Here is a 17,735-nt window from a genome sequence, read left to right on the forward strand (position 1 = left end):
GATGGCCGCGCGCGGCACGCAAAGCGGTCCTTCACTGTTCGCCGCCGCCGGGCTCGAGCGCGATGCGCCGCGGCCGCTGGCCGACCGGCTGCGTCCGCAAAAGCTCGAGGAGGTCGTCGGGCAGGACCATCTGCTCGGTCCCGATGGCGTGCTCACGCGCATGTTGTCGACGCGTTCGCTCGGCTCAATGGTGTTCTGGGGTCCGCCGGGCACCGGCAAGACCACCGTGGCGCGGTTGCTGGCGAAGGCGACCGACCTGCATTTCGAGCAGATCTCGGCGATCTTCACCGGTGTCGCTGACCTCAAGAAGGTGTTCGAGGAGGCGCGGCGCCGCCGCGAACTGGGGCAGGGCACGCTGCTGTTCGTCGACGAGGTGCATCGTTTCAACCGCGCCCAGCAGGACAGTTTCCTGCCGGTGATGGAAGACGGCACCATCGTGCTGGTCGGCGCCACCACGGAGAATCCGTCCTTCGAGCTCAATGCCGCGCTTCTGTCGCGCGCGCGGGTGCTGGTGTTCAAATCGCTTGGCCCGGATGCGGTCGAAAAGCTGCTCGAGCGCGCCGAGCACACCGAAGGCAAGCCGCTGCCGCTCGACGATAACGCGCGGCTGATGCTGGCCGGGATGGCCGATGGCGACGGCCGGGCCTCGCTGACGCTGGCGGAAGAGGTCTGGCGTGCCGCGCGGCCGGGCGAAGTGTTCGACAGCGCGAAATTGCAGGAGATCGTGCAGCGCCGGGCGCCGATCTACGACAAGTCGCAAGATGGGCACTACAATCTCATCTCGGCGCTGCATAAATCGGTGCGCGGTTCCGATCCCGATGCGGCGCTTTATTATCTGGCGCGCATGTTCGACGCCGGCGAGCCGCCGCTCTATATCGCGCGGCGTGTCGTGCGCATGGCGATCGAGGATATCGGGCTCGCCGACCCGCAGGCGATGGTCATCGCCAACGCCGCCAAGGAGGTCTTCGATTTTCTCGGCAGCCCTGAAGGCGAACTCGCCATCGCCCAGGCCGTGATTTATTGCGCTACCGCCCCGAAATCCAATGCCGGCTACAAGGCCTATGGCGCGGCGCGGCAGGTTGCCAAGACGGCCGGCTCCCTGGTGCCGCCCAAACACATCCTCAATGCGCCGACAAACCTGATGAAAGAGGAAGGCTACGGCCGCGGCTATGCCTATGACCACGATGCCGAGGACGCTTTCTCGGGACAGAACTACTTTCCCGATGCACTGCCACGCCAGCAGTTCTACAACCCGCCGGAGCGCGGATTCGAGCGCGAAATCAAAAAGCGGCTCGATTACTGGGCGAAGTTGCGCCGGGAGAAGAGCGGGGAATGACCAGGTTTCGGGGCCTTCTGATTGTGTCGTTGATGTTTGTGGCGACGCCGGCCGTTGCGGCCGACGTTATCGACGGGCGCTGGGGCGACGACGCCTCCTGCAGCGCCATGTTCTTTTCCGACAATGCGCCGCTGACCGTCAGCAACTACGCGGTGCGCTGGAAGGGCGATTCCTGCCGCGTCGGCCGCATGTACAAGACCGGCGATACCGTCCATATCCAGGCTTGGTGCTGGGACATGGCCGGCGAGCGCTCCATCCCGGTGTCGTTGCGCCCGCATGGCGGCAAGCTTTCGGTGACCTGGGATCGCGCGCACCGCGCCGAGCTCAGGCGCTGTCCGTGAGGCGATGATGACCGATACAATCGACCTCGACGCCTATATGGCCCGCATCGGCTATGACGGCCCGCGCGCGCCGACGCTTGAGACCTTGCGCGACCTGCATCGGCTGCATCCCATTGCCATCGCTTTCGAGAATCTCGATCCGCTGCTCGGTCGACCGGTGCCGATCGACCGGGAGGCGCTCGAGAACAAGCTCGTCCATGCCGGGCGCGGCGGCTACTGTTTCGAACAGAACCTGCTTTTTTCCCATGTGCTGCGAGCGCTGGGTTACACGATCCATGAGCACACGGCGCGCGTGTTGTGGAACCGCCCGGAAGGCGTGCGCACGCAGCGCTCTCATCTCCTGCTACTCGTCGATATCGAGGGTGCGCGTTATGTCGCCGACGTTGGCTTCGGCGGCAATGTGCTGACTGCGCCGTTGCTGCTTGACCACTCAGGGCCGCAGCAGACGCCACACGAACCTTACCGTATCGTGCGCGACGGCGGCGACTACACCATCGAGTTCAATCCGCGCGGCGAATGGCTGAAGCTATTGCGCTTCGATCTGTCGGAACAGATTTACGAGGACCATGTGCAGAGCAACTGGTTCGTCTCAACCTACCCGCAATCGATCTTCACGCGGCAGCTGATGGGTGCGCGCGCCTTGCCGGGTAAGCGCTATGCGCTGTCCAACAACATGCTGACGGTGCATCATATGAACGGCGGCAGCGACAAACGCGCGCTCGGCGCGGATGAATTGCGTGATGCGCTTGCCGACTTGTTCGGCATCAAGCTCGATGGTCTTCACGGTCTCGATGACGCGCTGGCGCGTCTAACCAATGGTGTCGCATGAAACGTGGCGGTGGCAGAAAAGGTCCGCGTCAGCCGGGCGGCGGCAAGCAGACGGCGGGCCCGCGACAAGGGCCGCGCGGCCGGACTCCCGAGGGGCGCGGCGGGCGCAAGGATCGTTTCGGCGGTCGCGGCGGCAAGTCCCGCCTCGACGACGAACGCGCCGAGCGCGGCAAGTTTGGTGGCAGGCCTCCCAACAAGTCTGCCGGTAAGTCTGCGGGCAAATTTGGTGGGGAACGCAGTGAGCGCCCGCGCGGGAAGCCTGACGCGGCGCGGCGTGACGAAGCTGGCCGGCCGCTGTCCTTGGCCCGTCACCCTGAGGCGCGCGGCGCAAAAAGCGCGTCGGCGCGTGTCTTCGACGAGCCAAGGCGCCGGCTCGCGAAGGGCGACGGCGTAAGACGTAGCGAAGGTACCCGTCCGTCTTCCGAAGGCCGGCTGCGCCGTCCCCCTCGGGATGAGGGGGAGAGGCCACCGCGTGTGACGCTCCGTCATGAGCCCGAGCAGCCGTTGCGCAAGGCTGAGCCGGAAATTTCGCCCGCGCTCGCCGCAGCCACGAAGGTGCAGACCGTCACGGTGACGCCGGACGAGAATGGCATGCGCGTCGACCGCTTCTTTGAGGCGCGCTTTCCGGGGCTGTCGTTCAGCCACATTCAGCGCATCGTCCGCAAGGGCGAGGTGCGCGTGAACGGCAAGCGCACCGAGACCAAATCGCGGCTCGAAGCGGGGCAGGAGATCCGCATTCCGCCGCTGCAGCTCGCGGCGCCGCGGGTGCGTGAGGATTCGCCACAGGTGCTGAAGGATCGAGAATATCTGCGGTCGATCACTCTGGCCGAGGACGACGACGTGCTGGTGCTCAACAAGCCGATGGGCCTTGCCGTGCAGGGCGGCTCCGGCACCACGCGTCATGTCGACGGCTTGCTCGAAGCGCTGCGCGGTCCCGGCGTCGATGCGCAAAGACCGCGCTTGGTGCACCGTCTCGACAAGGACACCGCGGGCTGTCTGCTTGTCGCCAAGACGCGCTTTGCCGCCGCGGCACTGGCCAAGACCTTCCGCACACGCTCGGCGCGCAAGATTTATTGGGCTCTGGTTGCCGGCGTGCCAAAGCCGAAGCAGGGCCGCATCTCGACGTATCTGGTAAAGCAGGAGATGGAAGAAGACAGCTTCATGCGTGTCGCCAAACACGGTGAGAAGGACGCGGTCCATGCCGTGACTTATTACGCCGTGGTCGAGACCTCGGCGCAGAAGCTGGCCTGGGTGTCGCTCAAGCCGGTCACCGGCCGCACCCATCAGCTCCGCGCGCACATGGCGCATGTCGGTTCGCCCATCGTCGGCGATCCGAAATACTTCAACATCGAAAATTGGGAACTGCCTGGCGGCATTCAGAACAAGCTGCATCTGCTCGCCCGCCGCATTGTCGTGCCGCATCCGCGCGGCGGCACCATCGATGTGTCGGCGCCGTTGCCGCCGCATATGCAGCAGTCGTGGAACCTGCTCGGACTCGACGCAGAGCGCTTCGACCCCATCGTCGATGCGCCCGATGAGGATTGAACACAAGGCGGTGATGGTACTGGCCCGGCACCGTTTTCGACGCCAGATATACGTGATGCAGCGCCGTGTCGTAACCGTCCTGTTGATTGCGATGGCCATGCCGAATCTCGCGCTTCCGGCGCGGGCGCAGTCGCTCGATGATCCTTACAACATCATTGCACCGGAGCCGGGCCGGCGGCCGCAGCCCAAACCGGAGCCGTGGCTACCACCGAAATACGAAACGCCGCGCAGCGAAAGGCTCAATCGTGCGCCGCCGCCGGAACTGCCGGCTGCGCCGCGGGTGGATGTGCCGCCGGCGATCATGGTGCCGGAAACCGGGCGTGTGCTGCCGAATATGCGGACCTTGTCGCCGTCAGGCCCGAATGGCACCGAGACTGGGCAGGACCGCGCCATGCGCTGCGCCCACCAACTCGGTGCTTACGGTGCGGATGCCGGTAATCCGGCGGCTTATCTCGGCAGTTGCGTCAATCAATAACGCTCAGATCTCGTCTTTGACCTGCGCATAGGACAGTACTGCGAACAGTCCGGTGCCGCCGACAATGTTGCCGGCCAGTACGGGCAGGGCGAAGGTGAAAAGCGCCTGCCACACGGTCCAGTCGCCGGCGATCACCAGCAGATAAGCCTCCAGCGAGCCAGCGACGATATGCGTAAAGTCGCCCGCCGCGATCAGGTAGGTGATCAAGGTGATGACGACGAACTTCGCGCTCTCTGCGCTCGGGATCATCCATACCATCGTGGCGATGAGAAAGCCGGACGAGATGCCGGCGAAAAACATGTGCGAGGCATCGAGCTTGAGCAACGAGCGGCTGACCGCGATCATGCCGTCATAGAGTTCGCTGGAGAGCACGGGGGTATAGGCATAGAACAGCGCCGCCAGCAGCGTGCCGATGAGATTGGCGGCAAGCACGATGGCCCACAACCTCGCCATTTGTCCCAGCATGCGCGGCGTCAGGTTCTTCAGAACCGGTAGTACGGCGGTGATGGTGCTTTCGGTGAACAGTTGCTGCCGCGCCAGGATCACCATGAGAAAACCGACGCTGTAGCCGAAATTGGCGACGAGCGGGCGCCACGGCGCATCCGGCAGATGGATGAGCAGAATGGCCTCCGCCAGTACGGAAAACCCCAACGACAGCCCGGCCGCTATGCCCGACCACCACAACGAGGACGCCGGGCGTTCCATCTCTTCTTCGCCCAGGCGGCGCACGATCTCGTAAATCACCGGTACGCGCGGCGTCGACAATTCCTCGACATCGCGGACTTCGGCATCGGTAATGCCGCGACCGTTCTTCGCCGCCGGTGATTTCCGCTTCGCCATGTCGCCGGTCCGTCCGTGAGGGGGCGGCCAACAACGCTGGAAACAGGCCGGAGTTCCGTCGCCGGAACCGACGCCGATCTACGGGACAGCTACTGATGCGCTAATACGCGCTGGCCTTGTCCAGCGCTGTGACCTCGTCCTTCGTCAGCGACAGCTTCGCCGCGCCGAGAATGTCGGCGAGCTGGTCGGGCTTGGTTGCCGAGGCGATTGGCGCGGTGATGCTCGGCCGTGCCATCAGCCAGGCCAGCGCCACTTGCGCCGGCGTGGCCGACTTTGCACCCGCCATCTCATCAAGTGCCTTGAGGATCGCAACACCGCGGGCATCGAAATAGTTCTCTACCTTGCCGCCGCGGGTCGGGCTCTTTTCGGCGTCTTCCTTGCTCTTGTACTTGCCGGTGAGGAAGCCGGAGGCGAGGCTATAATAAGGAATGACACCGATTTTCTCGGCGGTGGCGATCGGCTCGTAATCCTTCTCATAGACGGCGCGGTCGTAGAGATTGTAGTTCGGCTGCAGCGTCTCATAGCGCGGCAGACCGTGAGTGCGGCTCGCCTCGAATGACGCTTTCAGCCGCGCCGGCGACAGGTTCGAGGCGCCGATGGCACGCACTTTGCCGGCCTTGATGAGTTGGGCATAGGCCTCGAGCGTTTCCTCGACCGGCGTCACCTCGTCGTCGAAATGGCTCTGGTAGAGATCGATGGTGTCGATCTGCAAGCGTTTCAGCGACTGGTCGGCCGAGCGCAGGATGTGGTCCTTCTTGAGGCATTTGCCCTGGCCCATGTCGGAGCCGACCTTGGTCGCGATGACGACCTTGCGGCGCTTGCCGGACGTCTTCAGCCAATGGCCGATGATGGTTTCGGACTCGCCGCCTTTGTGGCCCGGGACCCAACGCGAATAGCTGTCCGCGGTGTCGATGGCGTTGAAACCGGCATCGACGAAAGCATCGAGCAGCCGGTGCGACATCGTCTCGTCGGCGCTCCAGCCGAACACATTGCCCCCAAGCATCAAGGGCGCGATCGACAGGCCGGAACGGCCGAGGGGGCGAGGTTGCATGGCGATTGTCCTTCGTTGCGTGCGGCGCAACGTGTCATGCCGGATGAGGCCCGGCAATGTCGGTGGGCGTGAAGAGGCCTTGCGCTTACCGCATGCTGGCGTTGAACTGGTCCAGTGCGGCCTGACCGGGACACAAGTCCGCAGTGCCGAGGGCATTGAGCGGCTTGTCGACCGTATGCAGATGCGCGTGCAGGTCCTCCGCCTCTTTCTCGACGAACAGCAGGCCGGTCACGATCTGCCCTTTTGCCGAATGATGCTGGAGGAATCCCAGCGCGGCAGAGCGGTCATGTATCTCGTAGTCGGCGGACAGCTTGCGCAGGGCGACTGTCGAGCCGTCATGCTGCTCGACGATTTCCACGGTTCCGGGCTCCTGTTTCAGTTCGATCGGCATCCGCGTCGAGATGAAGTCGAGCCGGTTGACCGCCTCATTGTGCTCGCGCACGAAGTCGAAGCTCCGCGTCGAGCCGGCATGATTGTTGAAGGCGACGCAGGGCGAAATGACATCGAGGAAGGCCGCGCCCTTGTGCGCGATCGCCGCCTTGATGATCGGCACCAGCTGCTCCTTGTCGCCGGAGAAGGAGCGGGCGACGAAGGTGGCGCCGAGTTGTAGCGCCATCGCCACCATGTCGATGGAATTGTCGGTGTTGATGACGCCGCGCTTGGACTTGGAGCCGCGGTCGGCGGTGGCCGAGAACTGGCCCTTGGTCAGGCCATAGACGCCGTTATTCTCGACGATATAGGTCATGTTGACGCCGCGCCGCAGGCAGTGCGCGAACTGGCCGAGGCCGATCGAGGCTGAATCGCCGTCGCCGGAAACGCCGAGATAGATTAGGTCGCGGTTGGCGAGGTTTGCGCCGGTCAAAACCGACGGCATGCGGCCATGCACCGAATTGAAGCCGTGCGAATTGCCGAGGAAATAGGTCGGCGTCTTCGACGAGCAGCCAATGCCGGAAATCTTGGCGACACGGTGCGGCTCGATGGCCAGTTCGAAACAGGCCTGAATGATGGCGGCCGTGATGGAGTCGTGGCCGCAGCCCGCGCACAAGGTCGATATCGTGCCCTCGTAGTCGCGGTGCGTGTAGCCGAGCTCGTTCTTCGGCAGACCCGGATGGTGAAATTTTGGCTTGGCGAGATAGGTCATGATGTCACTTTGGCCGGTTTCATCGTCATCTGGTCGAGGTGGTCGCCGATCGCCTTGGCGATGTAGCGTGCGGTGATCGGCGTGCCGTCAAAATGCAGGATCGGCACCAGCCGCACCGGGTCGATGCCGCATTCGTTGACGATCAGCGAGCGCAGTTGCGCGTCGCGGTTCTGCTCGACCACAAACACGAAGTCGTGGTCGGCAACGAAGGAATTGACCGAGGAATGGAACGGGAAGCCGCGCAGGCGCATCCGGTCGATGCCGTGGCCGCGCGCCTCGATCATGTGGATCGCTTCGTCCATCGCCGGCGCGGTCGAGCCGAAATAGATGACGCCGTATTTGGAGGGCTTGGCCGCGTTGGCGATCAGCGGTTTCGGCACAATGTCCTTGGCGGTCTCGAACTTGCGCAGCAGGCGCTGCATATTGTCGACGTAAGGCCCGCCTTCCTCGGTATATTTGGCGTAGCGGTCGCGCGAGGTGCCGCGGGTGAAGAACGAGCCTCTGGTCGGATGCGTGCCGGGATAGGTGCGGTAGGGAATGCCGTCGCCATCGACGTCGAGATAGCGGCCGAAATCCTTGCCCGCTTCCAGTTCCTCGTAGGTCATCACCTTGCCGCGGTCATAAGTGCGGTTGTCGTCCCATTGGAACGGCCGGGTGAGATGGTGGTTCATGCCGATCTCGAGATCGAGCATGACGAAAACCGGCGTCTGCAGTCGGTCGGCCAGATCGAAGGCCTCGGCGCCCATCTCGAAGGCTTCCGCCGGGTTTTCCGGGAACAGCATGACGTGCTTGGTGTCGCCATGCGAGGCATAGGCGCAGGAGATGAGATCGCATTGCTGCGTGCGCGTGGGCATCCCGGTCGAGGGGCCGGCGCGCTGCACATTGAAGATCACCGCCGGAATTTCCGCGAAATAGGCGAGCCCGATAAACTCCTGCATCAGCGAAATGCCGGGCCCTGAGGTTGCGGTGAAGGCGCGCGCGCCATTCCACGCGGCGCCGATCACCATGCCGATCGAGGCCAGTTCGTCCTCGGCCTGGACGATGGCGTATTTGGCCTTCTTGGTTGTTGGATCGACGCGGTACTTGGCGCACCACTTGGTGAAGGCATCGGCCAGCGACGACGACGGCGTGATCGGATACCAGGCGCAGACCGTGGCGCCGCCATAGACCGCGCCGAGCGCGGCGGCGGCATTGCCTTCGACGAAGATCTTGTTGCCGACCTTGTCGGCCTTGCGCAGGCGCAGGCCGATGGGGTGCGCGAGGTTGAGGACGGCGTAATCGCGGCCGATATGCAGCGCCTTGACGTTGGGTGCGATCAGCTTGTCCTTGCCCTTGTACTGCTCGGCGATCAGCGTCTCGACCGCCTTGACGTCCATCTCCAGCAGTGCGGTGAGGACACCGATGTAGATGATGTTCTTGAACAGCTGCCGCTGCCGCGGGTCGGTGTATTCGCGGTTGCAGATGGCGGTGAGCGGCACGCCGATCACGGTGATGTCATCGCGGAATTTCGAGGCGGGGTAGGGCTTGGTGGAATCGTAAAGCAGGTAGCCGCCGGGTTCGATCGAGGCGATGTCCTTGTCGAAGGTCTGCGGGTTCATCGCCACCATCAGGTCGGTGCCGCCGCGGGCGCCGAGATGGCCGTCCTCGGTGACGCGGACTTCGTACCAGGTCGGCAGGCCCTGAATGTTCGACGGGAAGATGTTGCGCGGCGCGACGGGGATGCCCATACGCAGGATGGCGCGGGCGAACATCTCGTTGGCGCTCGCCGAACCCGAGCCGTTGACGTTGGCGAAGCGGACGACGAAGTCGTTTACGCGGCTGAGCGGCGTGGCGGTCGGCATGACGATCCTGCGTGAGTCATTTCCAGCAAGTACTTTTGCATGTCCCAGGCGCCGGTCGGACACCGTTCGGCGCACAGGCCGCAATGCAGGCAGACGTCCTCATCCTTGACCATGACGCGGCCGGTCTTGAGACCGTCCTGCACGTAAAGGTCCTGGGTCAGGTTGAGCGCCGGCACCAGGAGGCGCTGGCGCAACTCCTTCTCCTCGCCGTTCGGCGTGAAGGTGATGCAGTCCATCGGGCAGATGTCGACGCAGGCGTCGCATTCGATGCACAGGTTGGCGGAGAAGACCGTCTGCACGTCGCAGTTCAGGCAGCGCCCGGCTTCCTTCAGCGCCAGCTTGGCGTCGAATCCGAGTTCGACCTCGGCCTTGATGTCTTTCAGCGCCGTGCCCAGATCGCGCAGCGGCACCTTGAAGCGAAGGTCCGGCTCGATGGCATTGTCATACGACCATTCGTGAATGCCCATCTTCTGGCTGATGACCTCGACCGCGGGCAGGGGGCGGTCGGCGATGTCCTCGCCATTGAGCATTTTGTCGATCGACACCGCGGCTTCGTGACCGTGCGCCACCGCCCAGATGATGTTCTTCGGGCCGAAGGCGGCGTCGCCGCCGAAGAACACCTTGGGATGCGTCGAGCGGAAGGTGACCTGATCGACCTTCGGCATGTCCCAGTCGCCGAACTCGATGCCGCAGTCGCGCTCGATCCAGGGGAAGGCGTTTTCCTGGCCGACCGCGACCAGCACATCGTCGCATGGGAAATGCTGATCGGGCTCGCCGGCGGGCACCAGCTTGCGCCGACCCTTGGCGTCGAATTCCGCCTTCACCTTCTCGAAGGTGATGCCGGTGAGCTTGCCGTTCTGGTGTGTGAACGCTTTCGGCACGAGGTAATTGTGGATCGGGATGCCCTCGTGCTGGGCGTCTTCCTTTTCCCAGGGGCTCGCCTTCATCTCCTCGAAGCCGGAGCGTACGACCACCTGTACGTCCTCGCCGCCGAGACGGCGCGCCGAGCGGCAGCAGTCCATCGCGGTGTTGCCGCCGCCGAGCACGATGACGCGCTTGCCGATCTTGCTGATATGGCCGAACGACACCGACGACAGCCAGTCGATGCCGATATGGATATTGGCGGCGGCTTCCTTGCGGCCGGGAATGTCGAGATCGCGTCCGCGCGGCGCGCCGGTGCCGACGAAAATGGCGTCGAAGTTTTCCGACAGCAGCTTCTTCATGGAGGAGATAACGGTGCCGCCGCGGAATTCGACGCCGAGATTGAGAATGTACCCCGTCTCTTCGTCGATGACGCTATCGGGCAAACGGAATTTCGGGATCTGCGAGCGGATCATGCCGCCGGCTTTGCGGTCGCCATCGAACACCACGCATTCATAGCCGAGCGGGGCGAGGTCGCGTGCCACAGTGAGCGAGGCGGGACCACCGCCGACCAGCGCAATGCGCTTGCCGTTCTTCCGCTGCGGCTTCGGTGGCATGCGAGCCGTTACGTCGTCCTTGAGATCGGCGGCCACGCGCTTGAGGCGGCAGATCGCGACCGGCTCTTCCTCGACGCGGCCGCGCCGGCAGGCCGGTTCGCACGGGCGATCGCAGGTGCGCCCGAGCACGCCCGGAAACACGTTCGATTGCCAGTTGATCATGTAGGCGTCGGAGTACCGCCCATGTGCGATCAGCCGGATATATTCGGGAACGGGTGTATGCGCCGGGCAAGCATACTGGCAGTCCACCACCTTGTGGAAGTACTGCGGGTCGGAAATGTCCGTACTCTTCATTGCTTCCTCGACCGCGAGTGACACGACGGCACTCTGGCGCCGCGCTTCGCGTACGGCCGCTCATCGCGACCAGTCCCCCAAATCGGCCTGTTTTCTAAGCTCAGGCTCGACTCTTGAAGGTGATCATATGACTTAGAATAAATTTAGGCTACGGGCCGCAGTGGCGCAGGGGGCTCCATAAGCGGTGCCTCCTGCCTTTCGCAACGCGGCATAACCATCTAAGAAGCCGGCGGAAAACCAGTACTGACACGCCGGATTTCCGGGCTGTTGCGATGCGATAATGCCGCCCTGGCGGATGCGATAACCGAGATGTGAATGCGCGATATTTTCAACGACATTTTCGAGAACCAGCCGAAGGATCCGATGGTATCGGCCCGGCAGGGCGCCAAGACGCCTTTACGCAAGCGCTTCTACAAGGAAGCGCGGGCCGGCGAGGCAGGCCAACAGGGCCATCCGCTGTTGCTCGACGGCAAGCCGGTGATGACGCCGGCACGGCGGCCGCTGCTGGCACCGTCGCCCGTGCTGGCCGACGCGTTGGCGGGCGAATGGCAGGCGCAGGAGATTGAGATCGATCCGGCGCGCATGCCGCTGACGCGGCTCGCCAACGTCATCGTTGATGGCATCGTGCCCGCACCGGCAGCGGTCGCCGACGAGATCGGCAAATATCTCGGTTCTGACCTTCTGTGTTATCGCGCCCACGAGCCGGCCGGTCTTGTGGCGCGGCAGAACGAATTGTGGAATCCGGTGCTTGACTGGGCGCGTGATGACCTCGGCGCGCGCTTCGTGCTGATAGAAGGCATTGTCTTTGCCGAACAGCCGAGGGAAGCGATTGAAGCCGCGCGCAAGGTCATACCCGTCGATTCAAGTGATCTGAAAAATATCTGGCGCCTCGGCGCCATGGCGTCGGTGACCACCATCACCGGCTCGGCCTTGATCGCGCTGGCGCTCAATGCCGGCGCCTTCGGCGCCGATGCGCTCTGGGCGGCCGCGCATGTCGATGAGGATTTCCAGATGTCGCAGTGGGGCCGCTACGAAGCGGCGATCGAACGTCGCGCCGCGCGCTTTGCCGAATATGAGGCCGCGGCAAAGGTGTTGAAGCTGGTTTGAAAGGATCGTCATTCCGGGGCGCTGCTAAAGGCGCGTCCCGGAATGACAGGTAGAGAAAAAAGAGCGGATGCTTTCGCAGCCGCCCTTTGTCGTCAGCTCGATGTTCGCAACCCGCGCTTTAGAACTCGCGCGCGATCGCCGCATCGACCGAGTAACGGCCGCCGCCGCGCAGCACGAAGGACAGCGCGACGATGCCCCACAGCAGCGGATATTCGTAGCCGCCGTCGGTCCAGAAGAAGCCGGCCGGCAGATGCACCTTCACTGCGGCGACGATCATCAGTCCGGCCACCAGCGCCGCGACCGGGCGGGTGAGGAAGCCAGCCGCCAGGAACAGGCCACCGACGAACTCGATCAGGCCGGCAATCAGCGCGAACGAGGCGGGTAGGCCGAGCTTGGTGGCAAAGAACTGCCCGGTGGCCTCGACGCCGTAGCCGCCGAAAGCGCCGAACAGCTTCTGCGCGCCGTGCGGCACTAGCAGCAGGCCGGCGGCGATGCGGGTCAGCGGCTCGCCCAGCGGGGCGAGGGCATTAGTGACAGGGGCCAGCGCGGGGATCAGCGGGCGGGCGGTGGTGTAGGTCGCATTCGACATGGTCGCCTCCAAGGTTCGGATCGGGGTGAAATTCGCGTGGCCGGGCGGGATCGCCTCGGCCTGTGCCCGCAGATGTAGAGCCCATTCCAAGATGCAACAATCTATGATATTGTAACAATACTGTTGCAATATTCGGGACAATCATGGATCGGCTCGCCGCCCTCCAAGCCTTCGCCAAGGTCGCGGAAACACAGTCTTTTTCCGAGGCCGCCCGACGCCTTAGGTCGTCCAAATCGGCTGTTAGCCGTCATGTGGCGGCGCTGGAGGCCGGTCTCGGCGCCCGGCTCTTCCACCGCACCACGCGCTCGCTGACCCTCACCGAAGCCGGCCGCGACTACTTTGCGCGGGCCAGCCGCATCCTTGCCGATCTGGAGGAGGCGGACGCGTCAGTCAGCCAACTTCAGGCCGCGCCGCGCGGGCGCCTGCGGGTTAATGCGCCGATGAGTTTCGGCTTTCTGCATCTCGCCCCGGCTTTGGGGGACTTTCTCGCCCGCTATCCGGAGGTCGAGCTCGACGTCACGCTGAGCGACCGTTTCGTCGATCTGGTCGACGAGGGCGTCGATGTCGCGGTGCGCATCGGCAGCCTGACCGATTCAAGCCTGGTGGCGCGGCGGCTCGCGAGCATTCGCCGCGTGCTCTGTGCCAGCCCGGATTATCTGAAACGCCGCGGCGTGCCGCAGACACCGGACGATCTGAAACGCCACGATTGCCTCAGCAACACCAATATCAACATCACGCGCGAATGGCGCTTCATTCATCCTGACGATGGCACACCATGGCCGGTCGAGGTGAGGGGCCGCATGAATGCCAATAGTGGCGACATGCTGCGCGTGGCGGCGCTGCACGGCCATGGCTTCGTGCATCTGCCGACCTTCATTGTCGGTGATGACCTCAAGGCCGGGACTCTGATCAGCGTGCTCGAACCCTATATCGCGCAGGACCTGACCTTGAACGCGGTCTATCCGACGGCGCGGCACCTCTCGCCCAAGGTGCGCGCCTTCGTCGATTTCCTCGCCGAACGCTTCGGCGGCGACAGGCCGTATTGGGACGCGACGGCGTAGTCGACGTCCGTGATATGATCGCGACTCTCCGGGGGGCACCTATGAAAATCACGCTCGATCTGTCCAAGCTCGTCGAGGACGGCAAGCTGACGGCCGAGGAGGCTGAACGTCTCAAGGCGCTGGCCTCGCAGGAGACCGGCTCGCTCGGCGTCAATATCCTGATCGGCTTCGGCGTCATCTCCATCGCTGCCGGGGCAGTGGCGCTGCTGCCGAGCGCGGCGACGGTGATCGCCGTCGGCATTCTCCTGTTCATGCTCGGCCTCGCTGTGGTGCTCAACAAGGTCACGCAATGGGCGGTGTTCGGACAGATCTGTCTGGTCACCGGTGCGCTGATGTTTGCCGGCGGCGTCATCGGCGAGATGGAAGGTTCGGTCGCTTCGATGCTGATCGTCACTGCAGCGCTGGCCGCGGCGTCGCTTGCCGCACGCTCCAGTCTTCTGGCTGCGCTGGCCGTCATCGCGCTGTCGGCGACGCTCGGCGCCCGCACCGGCTACAGCCATGCGATGTATTCGCTGGCCATCTTCGAGCCGACATTGACGATCGTTCTGTTCGCGGCGCTGGCGCTGCTGGCTTACTGGGGTTCGCTGCGGCTCAAGGCCGATGACGAGCGCCTCGCCGTCATAGTGGCGCGCACGTCGATCCTGCTGGTCAATTTCGGCTTCTGGGTCGGCTCGCTGTGGGGCGATCCGTTGTTTCTGCTGCGCGGTTTCAAGGATCACAATCCGGCCGAGATGATGCGGAGCATCGTCATTCCGGATTACGTCTTCAGCAGCGGCTGGGCGCTGGCGCTGATCGGCGCCGCGCTCTGGGCGGTGACGGTGAACCGGCGCTGGCTCGTCAATATCGCCGCCGCCTTCGGCGCCATCCACTTTTATACGCAGTGGTTCGAGCGCCTTGGCGCCACACCTTTCTCGGTGCTGCTCGCCGGCGTGCTGATGTTGGTGATCGCCTACGGGCTGTGGATGTTCAATCGGCGGATGGCGTCGGCCTAGCGTCGCGCCCGATGCGGCCGAGATGAGTGAAGCCGAAGCCGGCGGCGTATTTCAGACCATAGCCGAGCACGCGGTCGAAACCGATATGCGCGGCCCAGATCAGCGCCAGTGCGATGACCAATGTCTTGGCGAGCAGCAAGCCGGCGACACCGAGCGCCGCCGGTGCAATCAGCGTGTGCAGACAATTATAGGCGATAGCGCCGAGGCGCGGGCCGCCGAGATAGCCGGCGAAGCTCAGGTCGGGCGCGAGAAACAGCGCGGCGAACAGCCACCACGACTCGCCGGTTCGCGCGTAGAGCAGGACGGCGATCGCGAGCAATGCCGCGCCCTCGGCCCGCACCAGGAGCCGAGGGACGCCGGTAGCCGACCCGGTTTCGTTCATTTGTTCAATTGGCCCTTAGTGGCCGTCGGGCGAGCCCTTGCGGCCGATCTCGTAGAGGAACCAGACGCGCTTTTCGGCGGCGTCGATGTAGTTCTCCAGCAGGCTCGCAGTGGCGACGTCGTTATGTTCGTCGCACAAATCGTGGGTCTCGCGCATGGCGGTGATGACGCGCTGGGTGTCGTCACGCAGCTCCGCGAGCATATCTTCCGGCGACACATAGGCGGCGTCGTTGTCGGCGATACGCGTCTTCTTGGCGATGTCGCCGATCGAGCGGATGGTGTTGCCGCCGATCTTGCGGACGCGCTCGGCCAGCTCATCGGTGGTGGCGAGGATTTCGGCGGCCTGGTCGTCGAGCAGCAGGTGATAGTCGCGGAAATGCGGGCCGCTGACATGCCAGTGGAAATTCTTGGTCTTGATATAGAGCGCGAAGGCATCGGCGAGCAGCGCATTGACGGCGCCGGCAATGTCCTTGCGGGCATTGTCGCCGAGATCGCTCGGGGTTTTCAAACGCGGAGTGGCAGGAGGGGCCATGACGCAAATCCTTTGTTGGCAGGGATATGCCAATAATAGGTTGGAACCGGCAAAGTTCCATGTCGACTTAATGACGGTCGGCTATGCCCGTTTGCCTAGCCGCGTAATTCGGCTACCGCCGCCGCGACCCTTGCCATCAGCGCCGCCCAGTTGCCGCTGGAGTCCTGGCGGAATACTCGCATGGTCGGGTACCACGGCGTGTCGTCGCGCGAGATCATCCAGCGCCAGTCGGAAATCACCGGCACCGCGGTGAAGACCGGACGCCCCAGCGCGCCGGCCAGATGCACGATGGCGGTGTCGCAGCCGATCACCAGATCGAGATTGTCGATGATGGCCGCGGTGTCGAGGAAGAGCGGCGCCTTCGGATCGTTGTCGGCGTCGAGCACCTTGATCTGCTCGCGGAACGACACGCCCTTGATCTGTTCGAGCGGCGCGCCCTTCTGCAAGGCATAGAGTTCGACGCCGGGCAGGTCGGCGATGGCCTTGAAGGCGGCGAGCGGAATATCGCGCCGCGACGTCACGGTGCGGTCGGCATGGCCCGGCGCCCAGTTGATGCCGATACGGAATGCCTTGCGCTCGCCCAGCGTGTCGCGCCATTTGGCAACGCGCGCCGGCTCGGCCTTCAGGTAAGGCGCCTGGCACGGCATTTCGTCCGGCGTCAGCTCCATGATCCCGGGCACGCTCATCAGCGGCGCCCAGCGCATCGGCTTGTCGCTCGTCCGCAACTCGTCTTCGCTGGTAACGATGGTGACGCCTTCCAGCGTCGACAGCAAAGCCTTCAGCCCCGGCCGCACCATGAGGGTGACGTCATGGCCTTGCGCCGCCAGCCACGGCGCGAGCTGCGAGAACTGGATGGCGTCGCCGAGACCTTGCTCGCTCGTCAGCACGATGCGCTCGCCCTTGCGCTCCTCACCATGCCAGCGCGGCTCGGGCAGGGCCTTGTAGGTCGGCTCCGGCAACTGGCCGCGATGGTCGTAATCGGCAAAGCCCGCAGGCCAGTCGCCGAGCATCATCTTGATCTGGCCACGCGCGGCGAAAGCCTCATGCATGCGCGGCGCCGCCTTGATGGCCTGATCGTAGGAAGCGATCGCCTCCTTGAAGCGCGGCGAGGTCTCCGCGCCGCCGCCGAGATCGAGAAGGCCGAGATCCTTTAGCACCGCACCGCGGTTCATCAGGATGCGCGGATCGCCCGGCGAGCCCATCAGCGCCTTGTCGTAATCCTTCAGCGCCTCGGCTGGGCGGCCGATGCTTTCATAAAGCGCGCCGCGGTTGATCAGGTCCGGCACCGAGGCCGGATCGAGGTCGATGGCCTTGTCGAAGCTCTTGAGCGCCTCCAGCGGCATGCCGGCATCGACCATGATATTGGCACGGTTGCCATGGGCGGCGGCGAGCTTGGGGTCGAGCGCGATGGCCTGGTCGATGGCCTTGATGGCCTCCAAGGGCTCGCCGAGCCGGTCCAGCGCCTGGCCCAGCACATTGTACATCTTGGCGGTGGCGGGGCCGAACTTGATGGCCCGGCGCACGACCTCGACGCCTTCCTTGAACTGGCCCTCGGCGCAGGCGACCACGGCGCAGCAATACAGCGCCTCGGCGTGCTCCGGATTGATCCGCAGCACCTCCATATACCGCTCCATCGCCGGGCGCAGCTGGCCCTGGCGGTGGTGGAAAAGGCCCTGTTGCAGGATCTGGGCGATGGTTTGCGGCGTGGCATTCGGATCGGTCATGGCCGCGCTTCTAGGGGGGATTGGCTGGGATTCCAAGACTCCCTTTTCCGCCCTCATCCTGAGGAGCGGCCGCAGGCCGCGTCTCGAAGGATGGGGCGGCCTCATGGTTCGAGACGGGCCTTCCGGCCCTCCTCACCATGAGGGTCGGTCCCCTTTTGCAGCGCACCCAAGGCTGTGAC

The 17,735-nt window shown here is 64.2% G+C and carries 17 protein-coding genes; 8 read left to right on the forward strand and 9 right to left on the reverse strand.

Features of this window, described 5'->3' with window-relative positions:
• Window position 1 precedes the first annotated feature (1 nt).
• The 5 genes from DXH78_RS13180 to DXH78_RS13200 all read left to right on the forward strand — a co-directional run bounded on the left by DXH78_RS13180 (window position 2) and on the right by DXH78_RS13200 (window position 4,525).
• Complete coding sequence (locus tag DXH78_RS13180) at window positions 2–1,336, forward strand: replication-associated recombination protein A (protein WP_115517884.1); 1,335 nt, start codon at window positions 2–4, stop codon at window positions 1,334–1,336.
• Window positions 1,333–1,677 (forward strand): hypothetical protein, encoded by a 345-nt coding sequence (locus DXH78_RS13185; protein ID WP_115517466.1) that lies wholly within the window; start codon window positions 1,333–1,335, stop codon window positions 1,675–1,677. The genes DXH78_RS13180 and DXH78_RS13185 overlap by 4 nt, the downstream gene beginning before the upstream one ends.
• A 7-nt stretch (window positions 1,678–1,684) precedes the next feature.
• Window positions 1,685–2,506: an arylamine N-acetyltransferase family protein gene (locus tag DXH78_RS13190; RefSeq protein WP_210209547.1), complete on the forward strand. Its 822-nt coding sequence runs from the start codon at window positions 1,685–1,687 to the stop codon at window positions 2,504–2,506.
• A 293-nt stretch (window positions 2,507–2,799) separates the two neighbouring features.
• Window positions 2,800–4,050, forward strand: coding sequence for an RluA family pseudouridine synthase (locus DXH78_RS13195; protein ID WP_245416873.1), 1,251 nt, complete (start codon window positions 2,800–2,802; stop codon window positions 4,048–4,050).
• 55 nt (window positions 4,051–4,105) lie between these two features.
• Window positions 4,106–4,525: a hypothetical protein gene (locus DXH78_RS13200; protein ID WP_115517469.1), complete on the forward strand. Its 420-nt coding sequence runs from the start codon at window positions 4,106–4,108 to the stop codon at window positions 4,523–4,525.
• Between the two features lie 3 nt (window positions 4,526–4,528).
• Here DXH78_RS13200 and DXH78_RS13205 read toward each other — a convergent pair whose 3' ends face one another.
• From DXH78_RS13205 to DXH78_RS13225, 5 genes are all read right to left on the reverse strand, one after another.
• Window positions 4,529–5,365 carry a formate/nitrite transporter family protein gene (locus DXH78_RS13205; protein ID WP_115517470.1) on the reverse strand — a complete coding sequence of 279 codons (837 nt, stop codon included), beginning with the start codon at window positions 5,363–5,365 and terminating at the stop codon, window positions 4,529–4,531.
• Between the two features lie 100 nt (window positions 5,366–5,465).
• Window positions 5,466–6,416 (reverse strand): aldo/keto reductase, encoded by a 951-nt coding sequence (locus DXH78_RS13210; RefSeq protein ID WP_115517471.1) that lies wholly within the window; start codon window positions 6,414–6,416, stop codon window positions 5,466–5,468.
• Between the two features lie 85 nt (window positions 6,417–6,501).
• Window positions 6,502–7,557 carry a 2-oxoacid:ferredoxin oxidoreductase subunit beta gene (locus DXH78_RS13215; RefSeq protein ID WP_115517472.1) on the reverse strand — a complete coding sequence of 352 codons (1,056 nt, stop codon included), beginning with the start codon at window positions 7,555–7,557 and terminating at the stop codon, window positions 6,502–6,504.
• Window positions 7,554–9,398, reverse strand: coding sequence for a 2-oxoacid:acceptor oxidoreductase subunit alpha (locus tag DXH78_RS13220; protein ID WP_168192801.1), 1,845 nt, complete (start codon window positions 9,396–9,398; stop codon window positions 7,554–7,556). The genes DXH78_RS13215 and DXH78_RS13220 overlap by 4 nt, the downstream gene beginning before the upstream one ends.
• Complete coding sequence (locus DXH78_RS13225; RefSeq protein WP_115517474.1) at window positions 9,368–11,170, reverse strand: FAD-dependent oxidoreductase; 1,803 nt, start codon at window positions 11,168–11,170, stop codon at window positions 9,368–9,370. Before DXH78_RS13225 ends, DXH78_RS13220 begins: the two co-directional genes overlap by 31 nt.
• Before the next feature lie 315 nt (window positions 11,171–11,485).
• Here DXH78_RS13225 and DXH78_RS13230 point away from each other — a divergent pair, with 315 nt between their 5' ends.
• The gene (locus DXH78_RS13230; RefSeq protein ID WP_115517475.1) at window positions 11,486–12,277 is read left to right on the forward strand and encodes an ATP12 family chaperone protein; all 792 of its coding nucleotides are present in this window, start codon (window positions 11,486–11,488) and stop codon (window positions 12,275–12,277) included.
• A gap of 118 nt (window positions 12,278–12,395) precedes the next feature.
• Here DXH78_RS13230 and DXH78_RS13235 read toward each other — a convergent pair whose 3' ends face one another.
• The gene (locus tag DXH78_RS13235) at window positions 12,396–12,866 is read right to left on the reverse strand and encodes a DoxX family protein (protein WP_115517885.1); all 471 of its coding nucleotides are present in this window, start codon (window positions 12,864–12,866) and stop codon (window positions 12,396–12,398) included.
• Window positions 12,867–13,009: 143 nt separating this feature from the next.
• On the opposite strand from DXH78_RS13235, the gene DXH78_RS13240 reads away from it, so the two are divergent.
• Window positions 13,010–13,927, forward strand: coding sequence for a LysR family transcriptional regulator (locus tag DXH78_RS13240; protein WP_115517476.1), 918 nt, complete (start codon window positions 13,010–13,012; stop codon window positions 13,925–13,927).
• Window positions 13,928–13,968: 41 nt separating this feature from the next.
• A complete protein-coding gene (locus DXH78_RS13245) occupies window positions 13,969–14,919 on the forward strand; it encodes a hypothetical protein (protein ID WP_115517477.1) in 951 nt (316 codons plus the stop codon).
• Here the strand turns inward: DXH78_RS13245 and DXH78_RS13250 are convergent.
• The 3 genes from DXH78_RS13250 to DXH78_RS13260 all read right to left on the reverse strand — a co-directional run bounded on the left by DXH78_RS13250 (window position 14,894) and on the right by DXH78_RS13260 (window position 17,556).
• Window positions 14,894–15,301 (reverse strand): DUF4260 domain-containing protein, encoded by a 408-nt coding sequence (locus DXH78_RS13250; RefSeq protein ID WP_115517478.1) that lies wholly within the window; start codon window positions 15,299–15,301, stop codon window positions 14,894–14,896. The genes DXH78_RS13245 and DXH78_RS13250 overlap by 26 nt on opposite strands.
• Before the next feature lie 15 nt (window positions 15,302–15,316).
• A complete protein-coding gene (locus DXH78_RS13255) occupies window positions 15,317–15,832 on the reverse strand; it encodes a Dps family protein (RefSeq protein ID WP_115517479.1) in 516 nt (171 codons plus the stop codon).
• A gap of 95 nt (window positions 15,833–15,927) precedes the next feature.
• Window positions 15,928–17,556 carry a tetratricopeptide repeat protein gene (locus DXH78_RS13260; RefSeq protein ID WP_168192802.1) on the reverse strand — a complete coding sequence of 543 codons (1,629 nt, stop codon included), beginning with the start codon at window positions 17,554–17,556 and terminating at the stop codon, window positions 15,928–15,930.
• Window positions 17,557–17,735 lie beyond the last annotated feature (179 nt).

Source organism: Undibacter mobilis, from assembly GCF_003367195.1.
Taxonomy (GTDB): Bacteria; Pseudomonadota; Alphaproteobacteria; order Rhizobiales; family Xanthobacteraceae; genus Pseudolabrys; species Pseudolabrys mobilis.

Bases quoted from the DNA above. Each gene is read 5' to 3' on its own strand.
- DXH78_RS13215 (WP_115517472.1), bottom strand. From the start codon at position 7,557: ATGACCTATCTCGCCAAGCCAAAATTTCACCATCCGGGTCTGCCGAAG.
- DXH78_RS13180 (WP_115517884.1), top strand. From the start codon at position 2: ATGGCCGCGCGCGGCACGCAAAGCGGTCCTTCACTGTTCGCCGCCGCC.
- DXH78_RS13260 (WP_168192802.1), bottom strand. From the start codon at position 17,556: ATGACCGATCCGAATGCCACGCCGCAAACCATCGCCCAGATCCTGCAA.
- DXH78_RS13200 (WP_115517469.1), top strand. From the start codon at position 4,106: ATGCAGCGCCGTGTCGTAACCGTCCTGTTGATTGCGATGGCCATGCCG.
- DXH78_RS13245 (WP_115517477.1), top strand. From the start codon at position 13,969: ATGAAAATCACGCTCGATCTGTCCAAGCTCGTCGAGGACGGCAAGCTG.
- DXH78_RS13235 (WP_115517885.1), bottom strand. From the start codon at position 12,866: ATGTCGAATGCGACCTACACCACCGCCCGCCCGCTGATCCCCGCGCTG.
- DXH78_RS13190 (WP_210209547.1), top strand. From the start codon at position 1,685: ATGACCGATACAATCGACCTCGACGCCTATATGGCCCGCATCGGCTAT.
- DXH78_RS13205 (WP_115517470.1), bottom strand. From the start codon at position 5,365: ATGGCGAAGCGGAAATCACCGGCGGCGAAGAACGGTCGCGGCATTACC.
- DXH78_RS13185 (WP_115517466.1), top strand. From the start codon at position 1,333: ATGACCAGGTTTCGGGGCCTTCTGATTGTGTCGTTGATGTTTGTGGCG.
- DXH78_RS13220 (WP_168192801.1), bottom strand. From the start codon at position 9,398: ATGCCGACCGCCACGCCGCTCAGCCGCGTAAACGACTTCGTCGTCCGC.
- DXH78_RS13240 (WP_115517476.1), top strand. From the start codon at position 13,010: ATGGATCGGCTCGCCGCCCTCCAAGCCTTCGCCAAGGTCGCGGAAACA.
- DXH78_RS13250 (WP_115517478.1), bottom strand. From the start codon at position 15,301: ATGAACGAAACCGGGTCGGCTACCGGCGTCCCTCGGCTCCTGGTGCGG.
- DXH78_RS13230 (WP_115517475.1), top strand. From the start codon at position 11,486: ATGCGCGATATTTTCAACGACATTTTCGAGAACCAGCCGAAGGATCCG.
- DXH78_RS13210 (WP_115517471.1), bottom strand. From the start codon at position 6,416: ATGCAACCTCGCCCCCTCGGCCGTTCCGGCCTGTCGATCGCGCCCTTG.
- DXH78_RS13225 (WP_115517474.1), bottom strand. From the start codon at position 11,170: ATGAAGAGTACGGACATTTCCGACCCGCAGTACTTCCACAAGGTGGTG.
- DXH78_RS13255 (WP_115517479.1), bottom strand. From the start codon at position 15,832: ATGGCCCCTCCTGCCACTCCGCGTTTGAAAACCCCGAGCGATCTCGGC.